The 17805-nt window shown below is 63.5% G+C and carries 16 protein-coding genes; 7 read left to right on the plus strand and 9 right to left on the minus strand.

What is annotated here, in order from left to right; all coding sequences use genetic code 11:
- Positions 1 to 96 precede the first annotated feature (96 nt).
- The 7 genes from RhoBH5_RS01055 to RhoBH5_RS01085 all read right to left on the minus strand — a co-directional run bounded on the left by RhoBH5_RS01055 (position 97) and on the right by RhoBH5_RS01085 (position 6744).
- Entirely contained in the window at positions 97 to 519 is a 423-nt protein-coding gene (locus RhoBH5_RS01055; protein ID WP_003944963.1) for a metal-sulfur cluster assembly factor, read from the minus strand.
- Positions 516 to 1019 (minus strand): Fe-S cluster assembly sulfur transfer protein SufU, encoded by a 504-nt coding sequence (gene sufU / locus RhoBH5_RS01060; RefSeq protein ID WP_003944894.1) that lies wholly within the window; start codon positions 1017 to 1019, stop codon positions 516 to 518. Before sufU ends, RhoBH5_RS01055 begins: the two co-directional genes overlap by 4 nt.
- Positions 1020 to 1022: 3 nt before the next feature.
- Positions 1023 to 2288: a cysteine desulfurase gene (locus RhoBH5_RS01065; protein ID WP_003944865.1), complete on the minus strand. Its 1266-nt coding sequence runs from the start codon at positions 2286 to 2288 to the stop codon at positions 1023 to 1025.
- 5 nt (positions 2289 to 2293) lie between these two features.
- Positions 2294 to 3100, minus strand: coding sequence for a Fe-S cluster assembly ATPase SufC (gene sufC, locus RhoBH5_RS01070; protein WP_003944795.1), 807 nt, complete (start codon positions 3098 to 3100; stop codon positions 2294 to 2296).
- Positions 3101 to 3161: 61 nt separating this feature from the next.
- Entirely contained in the window at positions 3162 to 4382 is a 1221-nt protein-coding gene (gene sufD, locus RhoBH5_RS01075; RefSeq protein ID WP_003945011.1) for a Fe-S cluster assembly protein SufD, read from the minus strand.
- A complete protein-coding gene (sufB, locus tag RhoBH5_RS01080; RefSeq protein ID WP_003944799.1) occupies positions 4382 to 5842 on the minus strand; it encodes a Fe-S cluster assembly protein SufB in 1461 nt (486 codons plus the stop codon). The genes sufD and sufB overlap by 1 nt, the downstream gene beginning before the upstream one ends.
- A gap of 155 nt (positions 5843 to 5997) precedes the next feature.
- A complete protein-coding gene (locus tag RhoBH5_RS01085; protein ID WP_076948451.1) occupies positions 5998 to 6744 on the minus strand; it encodes a helix-turn-helix transcriptional regulator in 747 nt (248 codons plus the stop codon).
- 130 nt (positions 6745 to 6874) lie between these two features.
- Between RhoBH5_RS01085 and mptB the strand changes: the two genes are divergently transcribed.
- The 5 genes from mptB (at position 6875) to RhoBH5_RS01110 (ending at position 12981) form a co-directional block, all read left to right on the plus strand.
- Entirely contained in the window at positions 6875 to 8629 is a 1755-nt protein-coding gene (gene mptB / locus RhoBH5_RS01090) for a polyprenol phosphomannose-dependent alpha 1,6 mannosyltransferase MptB (RefSeq protein ID WP_003944776.1), read from the plus strand.
- Positions 8626 to 9567 carry an ABC transporter ATP-binding protein gene (locus tag RhoBH5_RS01095; RefSeq protein ID WP_007727917.1) on the plus strand — a complete coding sequence of 314 codons (942 nt, stop codon included), beginning with the start codon at positions 8626 to 8628 and terminating at the stop codon, positions 9565 to 9567. Before mptB ends, RhoBH5_RS01095 begins: the two co-directional genes overlap by 4 nt.
- 14 nt (positions 9568 to 9581) lie before the next feature.
- On the plus strand, positions 9582 to 10418 hold the full coding sequence (locus RhoBH5_RS01100) for an ABC transporter permease (protein WP_371684328.1): 837 nt from the start codon (positions 9582 to 9584) through the stop codon (positions 10416 to 10418).
- Between the two features lie 47 nt (positions 10419 to 10465).
- Positions 10466 to 11860, plus strand: a complete 1395-nt coding sequence (locus tag RhoBH5_RS01105; protein WP_270008055.1) for a hypothetical protein — start codon at positions 10466 to 10468, stop codon at positions 11858 to 11860.
- Between the two features lie 146 nt (positions 11861 to 12006).
- Positions 12007 to 12981 (plus strand): COX15/CtaA family protein, encoded by a 975-nt coding sequence (locus RhoBH5_RS01110; RefSeq protein ID WP_270007861.1) that lies wholly within the window; start codon positions 12007 to 12009, stop codon positions 12979 to 12981.
- Positions 12982 to 13044: 63 nt separating this feature from the next.
- Here RhoBH5_RS01110 and RhoBH5_RS01115 read toward each other — a convergent pair whose 3' ends face one another.
- Positions 13045 to 13407, minus strand: coding sequence for a hypothetical protein (locus RhoBH5_RS01115; RefSeq protein ID WP_003945032.1), 363 nt, complete (start codon positions 13405 to 13407; stop codon positions 13045 to 13047).
- Positions 13408 to 13490: 83 nt separating this feature from the next.
- Here RhoBH5_RS01115 and RhoBH5_RS01120 point away from each other — a divergent pair, with 83 nt between their 5' ends.
- The gene (locus tag RhoBH5_RS01120; RefSeq protein ID WP_270007862.1) at positions 13491 to 14456 is read left to right on the plus strand and encodes a quinone oxidoreductase family protein; all 966 of its coding nucleotides are present in this window, start codon (positions 13491 to 13493) and stop codon (positions 14454 to 14456) included.
- A gap of 56 nt (positions 14457 to 14512) precedes the next feature.
- Here the strand turns inward: RhoBH5_RS01120 and RhoBH5_RS01125 are convergent, their stop codons facing one another.
- Positions 14513 to 15496 (minus strand): heme o synthase, encoded by a 984-nt coding sequence (locus RhoBH5_RS01125; protein WP_003944994.1) that lies wholly within the window; start codon positions 15494 to 15496, stop codon positions 14513 to 14515.
- A 201-nt stretch (positions 15497 to 15697) separates the two neighbouring features.
- Here RhoBH5_RS01125 and tkt point away from each other — a divergent pair, with 201 nt between their 5' ends.
- The gene (gene tkt / locus RhoBH5_RS01130; protein WP_270007863.1) at positions 15698 to 17800 is read left to right on the plus strand and encodes a transketolase; all 2103 of its coding nucleotides are present in this window, start codon (positions 15698 to 15700) and stop codon (positions 17798 to 17800) included.
- The last annotated feature ends 5 nt before the right edge of the window (positions 17801 to 17805 follow it).

Below are 17805 nucleotides of genomic sequence, written 5' to 3' on the forward strand. Positions count from 1 at the left end.
AACGGCCCTATATAACAAACCGAAGCGCCGGTACCCGACGAACGGGCACCGACGCTCCGGTGAAATGTATTCAGTTGATCGTGCCGAGGTTGCTTGTCAGACCGTGAAGCCGAGTGCGCGCAGTTGCTCGCGTCCGTCTTCGGTGATCTTGTCCGGTCCCCACGGCGGCAACCACACCCAGTTGATCTTCATGTCGGTACACAGATCGCTACGCACAAGTGCGCCGCGCGCCTGGTCCTCGATCACGTCGGTCAACGGGCACGCCGCCGACGTCAAAGTCATGTCGATCGTGACGACACCGTCGTCTTCGAAGAGTCCGTAGACCAAGCCGAGATCGACGACGTTGATTCCCAGTTCGGGATCGACGACGTCGCGCATCGCTTCTTCGAGTTCGTCGAGTCGCTCAGGCGACGGGACAGTGCCACTGCCCTGTGCGCCACCGAATTCCGCAGTGGAATCGGGATTCGGATTCACCGGAGCGCCGACCTCGGCGTCCTGCACTGGTTGTGTCTCGGTCATGATCCCTGTCCTTCAGTCGTGTCGACCAATTCACTGCTGCTGTCCGCCGTCGTCACAGCACTGCCGTCGACAATCTGGACTACAGCATCCTTGAATGCCATCCATCCGAGCAAGGCGCACTTCACGCGTGCCGGGTACTTCGAGACACCGACGAACGCGATGCCGTCGCCGAGAACGTCCTCGTCCCCCTCGACGGTGCCCCGACTGCTCACCATCTCGTTGAACGCCGTCACCGTCTTCAGTGCGTCGGTGACCTGCATCCCGATGACGAGGTCGTTGAGCACCGACGTCGACGCCTGGCTGATCGAACAACCCTGACCGTCGTACGAGACGTCGGAGACCGTTCCGTCCTCGGATATCTGGACGCGCAACGTCACCTCGTCGCCACACGTCGGGTTGACGTGGTGCACCTCGGCGCCGAACGGCTCACGGAGTCCGCGGCCGTGCGGATGTTTGTAGTGATCGAGGATCACTTCCTGATACATCTGCTCCATGCGCATGATTCAGTTCAACTCCCCTGCGACACCGAAAAATTCCTGCGCACGCTTGATCGCGGCAACGAGAACATCGATTTCCGCGGTGGTGTTGTAGAGCGCAAACGACGCACGGGCCGTCGCAGCGACACCGAACTTACGATGCAGCGGCCACGCACAATGGTGTCCGACGCGAATCGCGACGCCCTCGTCGTCGAGGATCTGTCCGAGGTCGTGGGCGTGAATACCGTCCACGACAAAGGAAATCGCTCCGCCGCGGTTCTCGGACGTCTGCGGTCCGATGATGCGCAGACCTTCGATCGCCGACAACTTTTCGAGAGCAGCCTCCACCAACACGTGCTCGTGCGCGGCGACTGCGTCCATCCCGAAGGTGTTCAGGTAATCCACGGCAGCGCCCAACCCGACCACCTGTGAGGTCATCGGTACGCCGGCTTCGAAACGCTGAGGCGGTGGCGCGTAAGTGCTGACCTCCATGGTGACCGTCTCGATCATCGAGCCGCCGGTGATGAACGGAGGCATCGCTGCCAGCAGTTCACGACGGCCGTAGAGAACTCCGACCCCCGAAGGGCCGAGCATCTTGTGGCCCGAGAACGCCGCGTAGTCCACTCCCAGTTCGTGGAAGTCGACGGCCATGTGAGGCACCGACTGGCACGCGTCGAGCACGACGAGTGCACCGACGGCGCGTGCTCGTCGCACCAATTCCTCGACGGGCGCGATCGCGCCGGTCACGTTGGACTGGTGGGTGAACGAAACGACCTTCACCGCGTCTGTCAGCTCCAGCGAATCGAGATCGATCCGGCCGTCGTCGGTGACGCCGTACCACTTGAGCGTCGCACCGGTTCGGCGCGCAAGTTCCTGCCAGGGAACGAGGTTGGCGTGGTGTTCGAGTTCGGTGATGACGATTTCGTCGCCAGGACCGACATGGCGGTCGAAGCGATCGTCACCGAGAACGTAGGTCACCAGATTGAGAGCCTCGGTGGCGTTCTTGGTGAACACCAACTCGTCCGAATCCGCGCCCACGAAAGAAGCGATGGTGGCGCGAGCATTCTCGTACGCGTCCGTCGCCTCTTCTGCGAGCTGATGAGCACCCCGGTGTACTGCCGCGTTACACGTGGTCAGGAAGTCCCGTTCGGCATCGAGAACCTGGACCGGACGCTGCGAGGTAGCGCCGGAATCCAAGTACACCAAAGGTTTTCCGTCGCGCACGGTTCGCGCCAGGATCGGGAAGTCGGCCCGAACCGCTGTGACGTCGAGCTCGCGCACCGAGGTGGTCATCGTGATTACGCTCCCTGGGTAGCTGCGGTGTCCGCGGTGAAACGAACGTAGCCGTTGGTCTCGAGCTCGTCGGCCAGCTCCGGTCCACCGGACTCGACGATGCGGCCACCGACGAACACGTGAACGAAGTCGGGGTTGATGTAGCGCAGAATGCGCGTGTAGTGCGTGATCAGCAGAACGCCGCCGTTCTCGCGCTCCTTGTAGCGGTTGACGCCTTCGGAGACGGTGCGCAGAGCGTCGACGTCGAGGCCGGAGTCGGTCTCGTCGAGGATCGCGATCTTCGGCTTGAGCATGCCCAACTGCAGGATCTCGTGGCGCTTCTTCTCGCCACCGGAGAAGCCTTCGTTGACCGAGCGCTCGATGAACGAGGGATCGATCTCGAGCTCGCTGAGGGCTTCCTTGACTTCCTTGACCCAGTGGCGCAGCTTGGGAGCCTCGCCTCGCACGGCCGTAGCGGCGGTGCGCAGGAAGTTGGACATGGAAACGCCGGGAACCTCGACGGGGTACTGCATGGCCAGGAAGAGCCCGGCACGTGCACGCTCGTCGACGCTCATTGCGAGGACGTCTTCACCGTTGAGGGTGATGGAGCCGGACGTGACCTGGTACTTGGGGTGACCGGCGATGGCGTACGACAGAGTCGACTTGCCGGAGCCGTTGGGGCCCATGATCGCGTGGGTCTCCCCGGAGCGGACCGTCAGGTCGACGCCCTTGAGGATCTGGATGGGCTCGGCGTTGGCATCGGAGTTGGCGACCTCGACGTGCAGGTCACGAACCTCGAGGACCGAGGTGGTGGTGTTGTCACTGGTAGACATGAAATTCCTTCAAGATGAGGCGGGCGAGCGTAGCGACGGGGTGGTGTCGCAGGCGGGGCGGTCAGGAGCCGACGGCTGCGAGTTCGGCTTCGACTGCGGCTTCGAGGCGATCGCGCACCTCGGGAACAGCGATCTTGTTGATGATTTCGTGGAAGAACCCACGTACGACCAGACGACGAGCCTGATCCTCCGGGATACCACGAGCACGCAGGTAGAACAGCTGCTCGTCGTCGAAACGTCCCGTTGCACTTGCGTGGCCGGCCCCGACGATCTCACCGGTCTCGATTTCGAGGTTCGGAACCGAGTCGGCGCGGGCGCCGTCGGTCAGCACCAGGTTGCGGTTGAGCTCGAACGTGTCGGTGCCCTCCGCTGCGGCGCGGATGAGAACGTCGCCGATCCACACGGTGTGCGCGTCGGGCTTACCGGATCCGGGATCTCCCTGAAGCGCACCCTTGTAGACCACGTTGGACTTGCAGTTGGGCTGCGAATGATCCACCAGCAGACGCTGTTCCAGATGCTGGCCGGCGTCGGCGAAGTACAGGCCGAGCAGTTCGGCGTCGCCGCCCGGTCCGTCGTACTTGACGGTGGCGGACAGGCGAACCAGGTCGCCGCCCAGGCTGATCGAGGTGTATCGAAGCACTGCGTCGCGGTTCAGGCGAGCGTGGTGTGACGTCACGTGAACTGCGTCGTCCGCCCAGTCCTGGATGGCCACCACGGTCAGCTGCGAACTGTCACCGAGAACGAATTCGATGTTCTCCGCGAAGGTTCCGCTGCCGCGCTGGTCGATCACGAACGTCGCCTTGGCGAACTGCGCCAGACGAATCTGGGTGTGTCCGTAGGCGACGTTGTCGACTCCGGGGCCGGTCATGGTGACCACAACGGGCTTCTCGACCTCGACCTCGGCACCAACCGAGATGACCGTTGCCGTCTCGAAGCTCGAATACGCCTGCGCTGCAATGCGATCAGCGGGAACGCCGGCTTTGCCCAGACGTGCGTCGTCACGCCCGACGGTCTCGACGGTGATGTCGCTTCCGCCGTCGACCTCGACGGTGACCTGTCCGTTGGCGACGGCGCTGCCGTCGTGCAATCCCCGGAGGCGACGCAGCGGGGTGAACCGCCAGATCTCGTCACGTCCGCCGGGAACCTCGAAAGCATTGACGTCGAACGAGGAGAACTGCTCACCCTTGTTCGTGATGGGTGAGCCGGTGGCTGCACCCTTTACAGGAGCGGTCGGGTTCTCCCCGGCAACAGCTCCGATGACTCCGGTCTCTGGCGTGGTCACTAACCCACAGCCCCTTCCATCTGAAGTTCGATAAGGCGGTTGAGCTCGAGCGCGTACTCCATCGGGAGTTCCTTCGCGATGGGCTCGACGAATCCACGCACGATGGTGGCCATCGCCTCGTCCTCGGTCAGTCCGCGGCTCATCAGGTAGAAGAGCTGATCGTCACTGACCTTCGAAACGGTGGCCTCGTGACCCATGGTGACGTCGTCCTCGCGGATGTCGACGTACGGGTAGGTGTCGCTTCGGCTGATCTGGTCGACGAGCAGAGCGTCACACTTGACGGTCGACTTGGAGCCGTGGGCACCCTTGTTGACCTGCACCAGACCGCGGTACGACGCACGTCCACCGCCGCGGGCGACAGACTTGCTGATGATGGTCGAGGACGTGTGCGGCGCGAGGTGGAGCATCTTGGCGCCGGTGTCCTGGTGCTGGCCCTCGCCGGAGAACGCAACGGAGAGAACCTCACCGCGGGCGTACTCGCCCATCAGCCACACGGCCGGGTACTTCATGGTGACCTTGGAGCCGATGTTGCCGTCGACCCACTCCATGGATCCGCCGGCCTCGACCTTGGTGCGCTTGGTCACCAGGTTGTAGACGTTGTTGGACCAGTTCTGGATGGTCGTGTAGCGGCAGTGGCCGCCCTTCTTCACGATGATCTCGACGACGGCCGAGTGCAGTGAATCGGACTTGTAGATCGGCGCGGTGCAACCCTCGACGTAGTGCACGGAGGCATCTTCGTCGACGATGATCAGGGTGCGCTCGAACTGACCCATGTTCTCGGTGTTGATGCGGAAGTACGCCTGCAGCGGGATGTCCACGTGGACTCCCGGCGGAACGTAGATGAACGAGCCGCCCGACCACACGGCGGTGTTCAGCGCGGAGAACTTGTTGTCGCCGGCCGGGATGACCGATCCGAAGTACTCCTTGAACAGCTCCGGGTGCTGCTTGAGACCGGTGTCCGTGTCGAGGAAGATGACGCCCTGCTCCTCGAGGTCCTCACGGATCGAGTGGTAGACGACCTCGGACTCGTACTGAGCTGCGACGCCGGCAACGAGGCGCTGCTTCTCCGCCTCGGGGATGCCGAGCTTGTCGTACGTGTTCTTGATGTCCTCGGGCAGGTCTTCCCACGACTCGGCCTGCTTCTCGCTGGACCGGACGAAGTACTTGATGTTGTCGAAGTGAATACCTTCGAGGTCGCTGCCCCAGTTCGGCATCGGCTTCTTGTCGAAGGTGCGCAGCGCCTTGAGGCGGATGTCGAGCATCCACTCGGGCTCGCTCTTCTTGGCGGAGATGTCCCGCACGACAGCCTCGGACAACCCGCGCTGCGCGCTGGCTCCGGCTTCGTCGGAATCGGACCAGCCGTAGCCGTAATGACCGAGGGACGCGATGGTCTCTTCCTGCGTGAGCGGCTCGGTGCCTGCTGCCGCAGTGGTAGTCGCCTGGTCTGATGTGACGGTCATGCGAGCTCCTTCCGGAGTCTTGTTTCTTGACGGCTGCTCGGTTTCAGCGAGGGCTGGTCGCTGTGGTCGAGCAGTTCTGACTTTGAAGAACTAGCTGAAAAATCTCTATTCGAACGCTGCACGGTGGCAACGCTCTGTAAAACACTCTGGTCCGGTCATCTACTCCCGGTGGACACGAGGGGAACGTGCGTCGTGCAGGCGCAGTCACCGTTGGCGATGGTCGCCAGACGCTGAACATGAGTCCCGAGCAATTGCCGGAATGCTTGCTGCTCTGCCTCGCACAGTTCCGGAAACTCTTCTGCCACATGGGAAACCGGGCAATGGTGTTGGCAGATCTGCACGCCGTTGCCGACCGGCCGGGTCGACGCTGCGAACCCCACCGCGTTGAAGGCTTCGGCGATTGCGTCCGCTGTCGCCTCGACGTTGTCGACATCTGTCGGATCAGCCGGTTCGACGTCTCCGACGATCGCCTGAACCCGACGCTTGGCGAACTCCTCGATTGCCGCGTCTCCGCCGATTTCACGGAGTTGCCGCATCGCGGCTCCCGCCAGATCGTCGTAGGTGTGGCCGAGGCGGCCTCGGCCGGTCGCGGTGATCTGGAACTGCTTGGCGGGACGACCTCGTCCACGCTGACGCAGCGACGCCGCCGAAGCGGTTCGGGCTTCGCCGGACTCGATCAAAGCGTCCAAGTGACGTCGGACACCTGCGGCACTCAAACCGAGGCGCGTGCCGATTTCGGAGGCGGTAATGGGGCCTTCTTCGAGTAGCAGCTTGACCACTGCGGCCCGGGTCTGGCCTTCGACGCTCACCGTCACCGGATTTGCGGCAGCACTAGGCGAGGTCGCTACAGTGGGCTGACCTGCAACTTCCTTGCTTCGAGGGTCTGACGCATTTCTTTTCACAACACAAGTGTGACGGAATTCTTTTCGCAGGTCTACTAAGGGCAACCTGCATTACATTCGGGAATATCCGGACAACGTACGTTGTTTGTGCTTGTCTGTCCGGCTGGATGGAGCCGCTACGCTGCCTGGTGTGCCGCAGACCCCCGAGAAGACGACGACCGCGCGATCGGCGCGCGCGATCCTGCTGGAAAAACCCAAGGCACTCGCGCTTTCCACAATCGGCGTTCGACCTTTCGGATCCGCTCCCCGGCAGAGTATGGCCGCGGTGCTGCACGGCGACGAGGACGAGCGCCCGGGCCTGAACGCGAAGGAAACCGCACAACTGCGAGGGATTCGCCGATTCGGCGCAACCGGCGCGGTCTTGATGGCAGTCGGAGCGCTCGGCGCCGGCGCACAACCCGTCCTGCAGAATCCGACCGCAGGACTTCGAGTCCTCAGCCTTCCCGGACGTATGCCGACGGTCTCACTCACCATGACGATGACCGGAACCGTGCTCGTCGTTCTGGCCTGGCTGATGATGGGCCGATTTGCAGTCGGGGACATACGCAGCCGTTCCGGCGCACCGCGGCGCATGACCCGTTCCCAGTTGGACCGCACACTCCTGCTGTGGATCCTGCCGCTCTCGGTCGCACCGCCGATGTTCAGCCGCGACGTCTACTCGTATCTGGCTCAAAGCGAAATCGCGGCCCGTGGACTCGATCCGTACGCCATCGGCCCCAAGGCGGCACTGGGCGTCGACCACGTTCTCACCCGCACGGTTCCGACGATCTGGCGCGACACCCCGGCTCCGTACGGACCGTTCTTCCTGTGGCTGGGACGCGGGATCAGCTCACTGACCGGCGACAACATCGTGGCCGGAATCTTCTTGCACCGCTTGCTCGCATTGGCCGGCGTCGCGCTCATCGTGTGGGCGATACCGCGACTGGCCAAGCGATGCGGTGTCTCTGCCGTCAGTTCGCTCTGGCTCGGTGCCGCGAACCCGCTGTTGCTCTTCCACTTGGTGGCCGGCATCCACAACGAAGCACTCATGCTCGGGTTGATGCTCGCCGGAATCGAGATCGCTCTTCGCGCAGTCGAAGGGTCCGGGCCCATCCGTGGGCGAGCGCTGTTCTATCTCGTTGCGGGATCAGGTTTGATCGCCTTGTCGTCGACCGTCAAAATTCCGTCCTTGCTTGCACTGGGATTTGTCGGCATGGCTTTGGCCCGGCGTTGGGGTGGAACCTGGAAAGCCCTGGCGGGAGCCGCGATTCTCCTGGGCATCGTTGCCGCTGTCGTCACGTTTGTCATCAGCGTGGCCAGTGGGCTCGGTATGGGTTGGATCAACACCCTCGACACCGCCACGGCAGTCCGGAGTTGGATGTCCATCCCGACGCTCCTGGGCGTCGGCACGGGATTGGCAGGCGTACTGCTCGGACTCGGCGATCACACGACGGCGATCCTCACGATCACGCGGCCCATCGCAACTCTCGTCGCCATGCTCGTCACCGCACGGATGATGATCTCGGTGTACATGGGCCGCATACACCCGGTCGGTGGACTCGGTATCGCACTCGGAGCGATCGTTCTCCTGTTCCCCGTCGTTCAGCCGTGGTACCTGCTGTGGGCGATCCTTCCGTTGGCGGCGTGGGCCACCGCACCGATTTTCCGCATCCCTGCCGTCGTCTTCACCTCGATCGTCAGCGTCATGTTGATGTCCAACGGCGCCGAATACCTTCCGTTCATGATCGTGCAGGCCGTCATCGCGACCATCCTCACCGCCGGAACGCTCATCGTCTTCACCCGCAATTCACTCCCCTGGCGTAGCGACAAGCCAGTAGCGGAGATCACGAAAGGCGGACCGGTAGACGAAGACAACTCGGCGGGGGCTTACGCTGATTCCCCGTGACCTCGAGAGCCTCCAGATCGTCGACGCCGGCGGTACAGATCCAGGGTGTCGTCAAGTCCTTCGACGGTGTTCGAGCCGTCGACGGTATCGATCTCACTGTCGAGACGGCCCAGGTCGTTGCCCTGCTCGGCCCCAACGGAGCCGGTAAGACGACCACCGTCGAAATGTGCGAAGGTTTTGTCACCCCCGATGCCGGCACGGTTCGAGTGCTCGGTCTCGACCCCATCGCCGACTCCGGTGAAGTCCGCTCGCGAATCGGCGTCATGCTGCAGGGCGGCGGCGCGTACCCCGGGTCCAAGGCCGGGGAAATGCTCGACCTTGTGGCCGCATACTCGGCCGACCCGCTCGATCCCGCCTGGCTCCTTTCCAAACTCGGCCTCACCGATGCGCGCAAGACCCCGTACCGCCGCCTCTCCGGAGGCCAGCAGCAACGACTGTCATTGGCGTGCGCGCTGGTCGGCCGTCCCGAATTGGTATTTCTGGACGAACCCACCGCCGGCCTCGACGCTCAGGCACGTCTACTCGTGTGGGAACTCATCGACGCTCTGCGACGCGACGGCGTGAGCGTCCTGCTCACCACACACCTCATGGACGAGGCCGAAGCGCTCGCCGACGAACTGGTCATCATCGACCACGGCAAGATCGTCGCGTCGGGAACGCCGGCGGAGGTCACCAGCAAGGGCGCCGAAGGACAACTCCGTCTGACGACGGTTCCCGGTTTGAGCCTCGATTCGCTGGCCGGTTCACTCGCCGGGTTCCGCATCGAGGAATCCAACCCCGGCACCTATGTCGTCGAAGGTGCAATCGATCCGGCAACCGTGGCGACTGTCGCAACGTGGTGTGCCGATCAGGACGTGCTGATCAACGACATTCGCGTCGATCAACGGAGTCTGGAAGACGTCTTCCTCGAATTGACGGGCCGGGAACTGAGGGGATGACGGAGATCAAGGTCATGAACGAAACAGCGTCGAACGGCCAGAGCAGTCCCATCAGCGTTGCCAGAGACCGACGGCTCGCCGAGAACCGCTTCGAGCCAGGCACCTTCTCGCCGGATCCCCGCCCCAATTCGGCGGCCAAGATGCTGGCGGCGCAGACCAAACTGGAGCTGACTCTTCTGCTCCGCAACGGTGAGCAATTGTTGCTCACCATGTTCATCCCGATCACCCTGCTCATCGGACTGTGTCTACTTCCGATCGGCGATTTGGGCGATTCTCGGGTCGATACCGTGCTCCCTGGTGTCATGATGGTTGCCGTGATGTCGACGGCGTTCACCGGACAGGCCATCGCCGTCGGATTCGACCGCCGATACGGCGCGCTCAAGCGACTCGGTGCAACGCCGCTACCGCGGTGGGGAATCATCGCAGGCAAGAGCGCTGCCGTCATCATCGTCGTGGCTCTGCAGTCACTCTTGCTCGGCGCTATCGGTTTGGCGTTGGGATGGCGTCCGTCATTCGTCGAACTTGTACTCGGCGCAGTGGTCATTGCCATCGGTACTGTCACATTTGCAGCGCTTGGCCTACTGCTCGGCGGTACTTTGCGAGCAGAGATCGTTCTCGCTCTCGCCAACATCCTGTGGTTCATCATGGTGGGCATCGGCAGTGTGGTCTTCGCCAGCGGTGAACTCCCGACCGCCGTCCACACGCTGGTCCGCATTGTTCCGTCCGGCGCTCTCGCACACGCACTCGAAGCGGCCCTCGACACCTCGATGGACTGGTTCTCGATTCTCGTACTTCTCATCTGGGCCGCAGTGGCCGGAGTTTGCGCAGCAAGGTGGTTCAAGTTCACGTGAGTACACGACGGACAGCTCAGATCGTCGGCTGTGTGGCCGCAACAGTCATGTTGTGTGCCGGACCCGCAACGGCGACCCCTTCGGTGTCCGGTCCACTCGCACCTGCAAATCCGTACCTCGGTCCCGTCGGTACTTCCACCATGCACGGTGACGCGGGCTCGTCCGACGTCACGCCGCTGCCCGGTCCAGGAACCGGCCCCCACGAGGTGACTGCTTTCCCGATGATGGCCGCCTGCCCGACGGTCCTCCAGGGTTCCGACGGCATGGTCGTCTCGCTCTGCACGACGATGATCGGCCAGATCCCGACCATCCATTTGATCGATCCGAAGGCCGACGCCACGCCGTTGGGTAGATCCGTAGCACAACTGCCGCTCGCGAAGGGCAGTCTGCTCGGCGGCGTCTACGCCTACCTCGACAACGAGAACCGTCTCGTCGCCGTCGACGGAAACCGTCAACTGGTCCGCATTTCCCATGCGCAGAATCCGGACGGCAGTTGGCGGCTGGAACTCGCGGATGTCATCGATCTCAGTGGTGCGGTTGCCGCCGACGACAACGTCACCGGCCTCGCTCCGGACTGGGAAGGCAATGTCTGGTTCGCCACCGGGCACGGCACCGTCGGGTACGTCGGCGCGGATCGAATCGCGCACAGCATTGCGCTCCCCGAAGGTGAACAGGTGCAGAACAGCATCTCCACCTCCCCGACGGGCACTGCCGTCGCAACGACCCACGCGCTCTACCAACTGAAGCGAAATGGCGACGAGGTCGTCATCGACTGGCGTCAGCCGTACGACCGCGGGCCGGCCCGTAATCCGGGTCAGCTCAGCTGGGGAACCGGATCGACGCCGACATACTTCGGCCCGTCGACGGGCAGCGATTTCTTGACCATCGTCGACAACGCCCACCCGACAGTGAGCTTGCATGTCTATCGCGCTGACACGGGCGCCGAGGTGTGCACGCAGCCGGTGTTGTCCGCTGCCAGCCAGGACGGCTCACCGAGCGGCAGCGAGAACTCCCCCGTCGGCATCGGTCATTCCGTCTACGTCGCCGGCACTTACGGATACCCGTACCCCACGACTCCTGAAGGTGCCGGTCCAGCGGTCCCCGCCACGGCACCCTTCAACGGCGGAATGACCCGCGTCGACATCGATCCGGTCGGCTGCCATGTCGTGTGGGACAACACGATTCGTAGCTCCGCGGTACCCCACCTCTCGACGGCTGACGGCTCGATTTACACGGTGACACGGGACGGTGCTCCGAACACCTCTCCGCTGGACGATTACTCCTTCGCGGTGATCGACTCGAAGGACGGGTCGCAGATCGGTTCGACTCCGCTGCCGTCGACGATCCTCAACGACACCCTTCAGATGTCTGCACTCATCACCGAGTCGGGCGAGTACTTCCAGGGAACGATCTCGGGAATCGTGCGAGTTCGCGCGAACTGACGCGAGCTGGCCCCACGGCTGCGCAGTTCTGGTCTCGTCGAGTCGGGGCAGGCGCGGAGCGAGCTGGCCCCAACGACGCGGGGCAGGCGCGGAGCGAGCTGGCCCCAACGACACTGTGTAGTTGATGGGGAACTACGATCGTTGGCGTGGTGAATCGTGTGTATGCCGGATTTTTACGCTTGGTGGATCGACTACCTCTCCCCTCGCTGAAAACGCAGAAGATCATCGCGTTCATCGTGATCCTGACGCAGGGCGGCATCGCTGTCACCGGCGCGGTGGTGCGCGTGACGGACTCGGGACTCGGTTGCCCGACGTGGCCGCAGTGCTTCCCCGGTAGCTTCGTCCCGGTCGGCCACGGACAGGTCGCGGTGATTCACCAAGCCGTCGAGTTCGGCAACCGCCTGCTGACCTTCCTGGTCGTCATCGTCGCCGCTGCGATCGTGCTTGCGGTGACTCGCGCTCGCCGACGCAAAGAGGTGCTTGTCTACGCCTGGATGATGCCGCTCGGCACTGTCGTTCAGGCAGTGATCGGCGGTATCACCGTCCTCACAGGCTTGCTGTGGTGGACGGTCGCCATTCACCTGGTTGCGTCGATGCTGATGGTCTGGGTTGCCACGGTGATGTACGCGAAGATCGCGGAACCCGACGAAGCAACCACTCTGGTCGTGATGCCGAAGCCGTTGCGCTGGCTTACCGCGCTGTCAGGTGTCGCGCTCGCCGGCGTTTTGGTCGCTGGAACTCTCGTAACGGGCGCAGGCCCGCACGCCGGCGACAAGGGACTGGACCGGACGGTGCCTCGCCTGGAGATCGAGATCGTGACGCTCGTCCATCTGCACTCACAGCTTCTGGTCGGATATCTCGCGCTGGTCGTGGGTCTGACCTTCGGCCTGTATGCGGTCGGGACATCCGCAGCCGTGAAGATCTGTCTGAAGGTCCTGCTGGGACTGATCCTCGCGCAGTCGCTCATCGGTGTCGTGCAGTACTTCACCGATGTGCCGGAAGTTCTGGTGATCATGCACGTCGCCGGTGCAGGACTGTGCACGGCTGCGACCGCAGCAGTTTGGGCTGCGGGTAAGACCCGCCAGTACACGCCGACCAATTCGCCGATACCAGCTGTCTGACGCTTCAAGACACGTGTGGGGCGTAGGAACACCAAAAGGTGTTCCTACGCCCCACACGTCATTTCAGGATTCGTTGCGAGCTTTCGGGAACCGAGTCTGGTTGGCGACCCAACCGGCCATCTTCTTGAAATGGCCTTCCTGCGGGGTGACGATGCTCGTCAGTTCGCGCTCCCACTCGGCGACGGTGACGTTGTCGAAGGACGCGACGACCGCGTTTGCCGTGGCGAGGTCCTCGACGACCTGATCACCGAGGATGCCGTCGGCACCTACGAGGGTGATGCGAACGCCGGCCAGGCCGACCGGCTGGATGACGGCGCTGGCGGAGCCGCCGTGCTCGGCGACGAACTTGGTGATGGCGTTCACCGTGGACTTCGGCAGTTCCGGCGCGGACGGGGTGGCGTCCGACTTCTCAGTATCGGTGCTCATGACTCGACAATACTGGTCGGTAGCCCGGAAGCGACACCAGGCATGGACTGAGCGTCGGCCGCCTCGGGTGTAGAACAGAAACCATGCGAGCCATCTACGTGACCGAAACCGGCGGACCAGAGGTTCTGACTCTGACCGAACAACCCGAACCGACACCAGGCCCAGGCGATCTACTCGTCAAGACCGAAGCGATCGGCATCAATTTCATCGACACGTACTTCCGAATGGGCCAGTACAAGCGTCCGCTCCCCTACATTCCCGGCGACGAGGGCAGCGGTGTCGTCGAAGCTGTCGGCTCCGACGTCAACGAATTCTCCGTGGGCGACCGGGTCGCGTGGGCCGCTGCCACTGGCAGCTATGCCGAGAAGGTGGCTGTTCCCGCCGCAGTCGCAGTGAAAGTGCCTGACGGTGTCCCGGCATCGGCCGCAGCGTCGGCGCTCCTGCAGGGGATGACGGCGCACTACCTCGCGAAGTCGACGTATCCGATCCAGAGCGGCGACACCGTGCTCGTGCACGCAGGCGCGGGCGGCGTCGGGTTGATCCTGACGCAGATGGCCGTCAGCCTCGGGGCGAAGGTCATCACGACTGTGTCATCGGATGCAAAGGAAGAACTCTCGCGTGGCGCGGGCGCCGCGGAGGTCCTGCGGTACGACGAGGACATCGCAGCGCGAGTCCGGGAGTTGACCGGCGGCGAAGGAGTAGCGGCGGCATACGACGGCGTCGGTGCGGCAACTTTTGATTCGAGCTTGGCTTCCGTGCGCATCCGCGGCACGGTCGCTTTGTTCGGTGCGGCCAGTGGACCGGTTCCGCCTGTCGACCCGCAGCGGCTCAATTCGTCGGGTTCGCTGTTCCTGACGCGTCCGACGCTCGCGCATCACATTCGCACTCGAGAGGAACTGACCTGGCGTGCCGGCGATGTCTTCGACGCCATTGCGGCCGGGAAACTCGAAATTCGCGTCGGCGCCGAGTATCCCCTCGCCGATGCGGCAACAGCGCATCGGGATCTGGAAGGTCGAGCAACGACCGGGTCGATCGTTCTGATTCCCTAGCGAAGTGCTGTGCGCCTTTATTAACCGCCCGCGGTTAATAAAGGCGCACAGCAGAATCAGCTCAGCATGTCGCTGATCGTCTGCAGTCCGAGAACCGAGTCGACAGCGAGGCCGACGAACACGATCGCAAGATAGTTGTTGGACTGCAGGAACAGGCGGAGCGGTTTGACCTGAGCACCACCGCGAACGCTGCGGTACAGCTGATGTGCCATGAGCAGGAACCACGCACCGGCAACGATGGTGATGGCGGCGTAGATGACTCCCGATGCGGGGACGAGGACAAGCGTCGTGACGACCATTGCCCAGCTGTAGAACAGAATCTGCTTGGTGACGTGCTCTTCGGTGGCGATCACCGGAAGCATGGGAACACCGGCAGCTTTGTAGTCCTCTTTGTATCGCATCGCCAGCGCCCAGGTGTGCGGCGGCGTCCAGAAGAAGATGATCAGGAACAGCACGACGGGCTGCCAGCTCAGCGAACCGGTGACAGCTGCCCAGCCCACGAGGACGGGCATACATCCGGCTGCGCCACCCCAGATGACGTTCTGCCAGGTACGACGCTTGAGAACCATCGTGTAGATGAGGACGTAAAACGCGATCGTGATCACGACGAGGATGCCGGCCAAGAGGTTGGCTCGCCACCACAGCCACAGGAACGACGCGAGTCCGAGAAGGAGCCCGAAGACGAGCGCGTTGCGCGTCGGCACCGCCTCGCGGGCCAGCGGACGCTTCGCCGTGCGCTTCATGACCTTGTCGATGTCGGCGTCGACGACGCAGTTGAGCGAGTTCGCACTCGCCGCGCCCATCCAGCCACCGAAGAGGGTGCTGAGGATCAGAACGATGTCGACTGTTCCGCGATCGGCCAGCAGCATTGCCGGAATGGTTGCCACCAACAGCAATTCGATCACTCGCGGCTTCGTGAGCGCGATATAAGCCAGAACCTTGCCCGTTGCGCGACCCCACACCGTATCGGTATTGGTCGCCCGCGGGGCGGCACCTGGGCTGCCGAAGCCATGTCCGCTCGGCTGTTGCCCTGTCCGCACGTTCTCTCCTTGCACCACGCGTTACCGCACTAACTCTTCACGACACACTGCTGACACTGTTCTCTACTACGAACGATGGTAGACCGCAGCCATTGAGGAACCGAATCGACCCGGACAGCCAGGACCATTAGGCTGGGTTACGCAGTGGAGGGACACCCCACCCTCGCAATCCACGTACACCATGTCAGGAGACATCTGCCAGTGTCGATCACAGACGAGATCCACGTCCTCACGCAACCCGTCCACCCCTCGGACTGGACCGACCTGGACACCAAGGCTGTCGATACCGCCCGCGTGCTCGCCGCCGACGCGGTTCAGAAGGTCGGCAACGGCCATCCCGGAACTGCAATGAGCTTGGCGCCGTTGGCATACACCCTCTTCCAGCGCGTCATGCGCCACGATCCTTCGGACGCAGAATGGGTCGGCCGTGACCGCTTCGTTCTCTCCTGTGGCCATTCATCCTTGACGCTGTACACCCAGCTCTACCTGTCGGGCTACGGTCTCGAGCTCGCTGACCTCGAAGCTCTCCGCACGTGGGGCGCACTGACCCCCGGCCACCCCGAGGTCGGCCACACCGTCGGCGTCGAGATGACCACCGGTCCGCTGGGCCAGGGCCTTGCGTCCGCAGTCGGCATGGCGATGGCTGCGCGTCGTGAGCGCGGGCTGTTCGATCCGGAGACCCCGGTCGGCTCCTCCCCCTTCGACCATCACATCTACGTGATCGCGTCCGACGGTGACATCGAAGAAGGCGTTACGTCCGAGGCCTCGTCTCTCGCCGGTGTCCAGGAACTGGGCAACCTCATCGTCTTCTACGACGATAACAAGATCTCCATCGAGCACGACACCACCATCGCTCTCGGCGAAGACGTCGGAAAGCGATACGAGGCATACGGCTGGCACGTTCAGCACGTCGAAGGTGGCGAGAACGTCTCCGGCATCCTCGACGCGGTTGCCGCGGCCAAGGCCGTCGTCGATCGTCCGTCCATCATCTTGCTCCGCACCATCATCGGTTTCCCGGCTCCGAAGAAGATGAACACCGGCGACGTCCACGGCTCCGCTCTCGGTGCCGACGAAGTTGCAGCGGTCAAGGAAGCCCTCGGCTTCGATCCGGCCAAGTCCTTCGACGTCGACGCCGACGCTCTGGCTCACGCCCGTGAGGTCGTCTCCCGCGGCGCCGACGCACGCAAGGCATGGCAGGTCGAGTTCGACGCGTGGGCTGCACGTGAGACCGAGCGCAAGGAACTCTTCGACCGCCTGTTCGCCGGTGAGTTCCCTGCCGGCTGGGCCGACGCTCTCCCGACCTACGAGGCCGACGCCAAGGGCGTTGCGACTCGCAAGGCCTCCGGTTCGGCACTCAACGCGCTCGGACCGATCCTGCACGAGCTGTGGGGCGGCTCCGCCGACCTCGCCGGCAGCAACAACACCACCATCAAGGGCGCAGATTCGTTCGGCCCGTTCTCCATCTCCACCAACGACTGGAATGCGCAGCCGTACGGCCGCACGCTCCACTTCGGCATCCGCGAGCACGCGATGGGCTCGATCCTCAACGGCATCGCGCTTCACGGACCCACCCGCCCGTACGGCGGAACCTTCATGGTCTTCTCCGACTACATGCGTCCGGCGGTTCGCCTGGCCGCACTGATGAAGACTGCCGTCACCTACGTCTGGACCCACGACTCCATCGGTCTCGGCGAAGACGGCCCGACCCACCAGCCGGTCGAGCACCTCGCTGCTCTTCGTGCGATCCCGAACCTCGCCGTCGTCCGCCCGGGTGACGCCAACGAGACCTCTTTCGCATGGCAGGCAGCACTCGAGAACAAGACGGGCCCGACGGCTCTGGCACTCACGCGCCAGGACATCCCGGTTCTCGAAGGCACCAAGGAGAAGGCTGCCGAGGGTGTCAAGCGCGGCGCTTACGTCCTCGTCGACGCAGCCAACGGTTCGCCCGAGGTCATCTTGCTGGCGACCGGTTCCGAACTGCATCTGGCCACCGAGGCTCGCGAAACCCTCGAAGCTCAGGGCGTCGCAACCCGCGTCGTTTCCGTGCCGTGCCTCGATTGGTTCCTCGAGCAGGATCAGGCGTACCGCGACGAGGTCATTCCGCCCGCCGTGCGCGCGCGTGTGTCCGTCGAAGCCGGCATCGCGATGCCGTGGTGGCGCATCCTCGGCGACGCCGGTCAGGCCGTCTCGCTCGAGCACTACGGCGCTTCCGCCGATTACAAGACCTTGTTCCGGGAGTTCGGCATCACTGCCGACGCGACTGTCGAAGCCGCGCAGCGCTCCCTCGCAGCTGTGAAGGGATGATCTCG

The organism is Rhodococcus sp. BH5 (genome assembly GCF_027583855.1).
GTDB lineage: Bacteria > Actinomycetota > Actinomycetes > Mycobacteriales > Mycobacteriaceae > Rhodococcus_F > Rhodococcus_F qingshengii.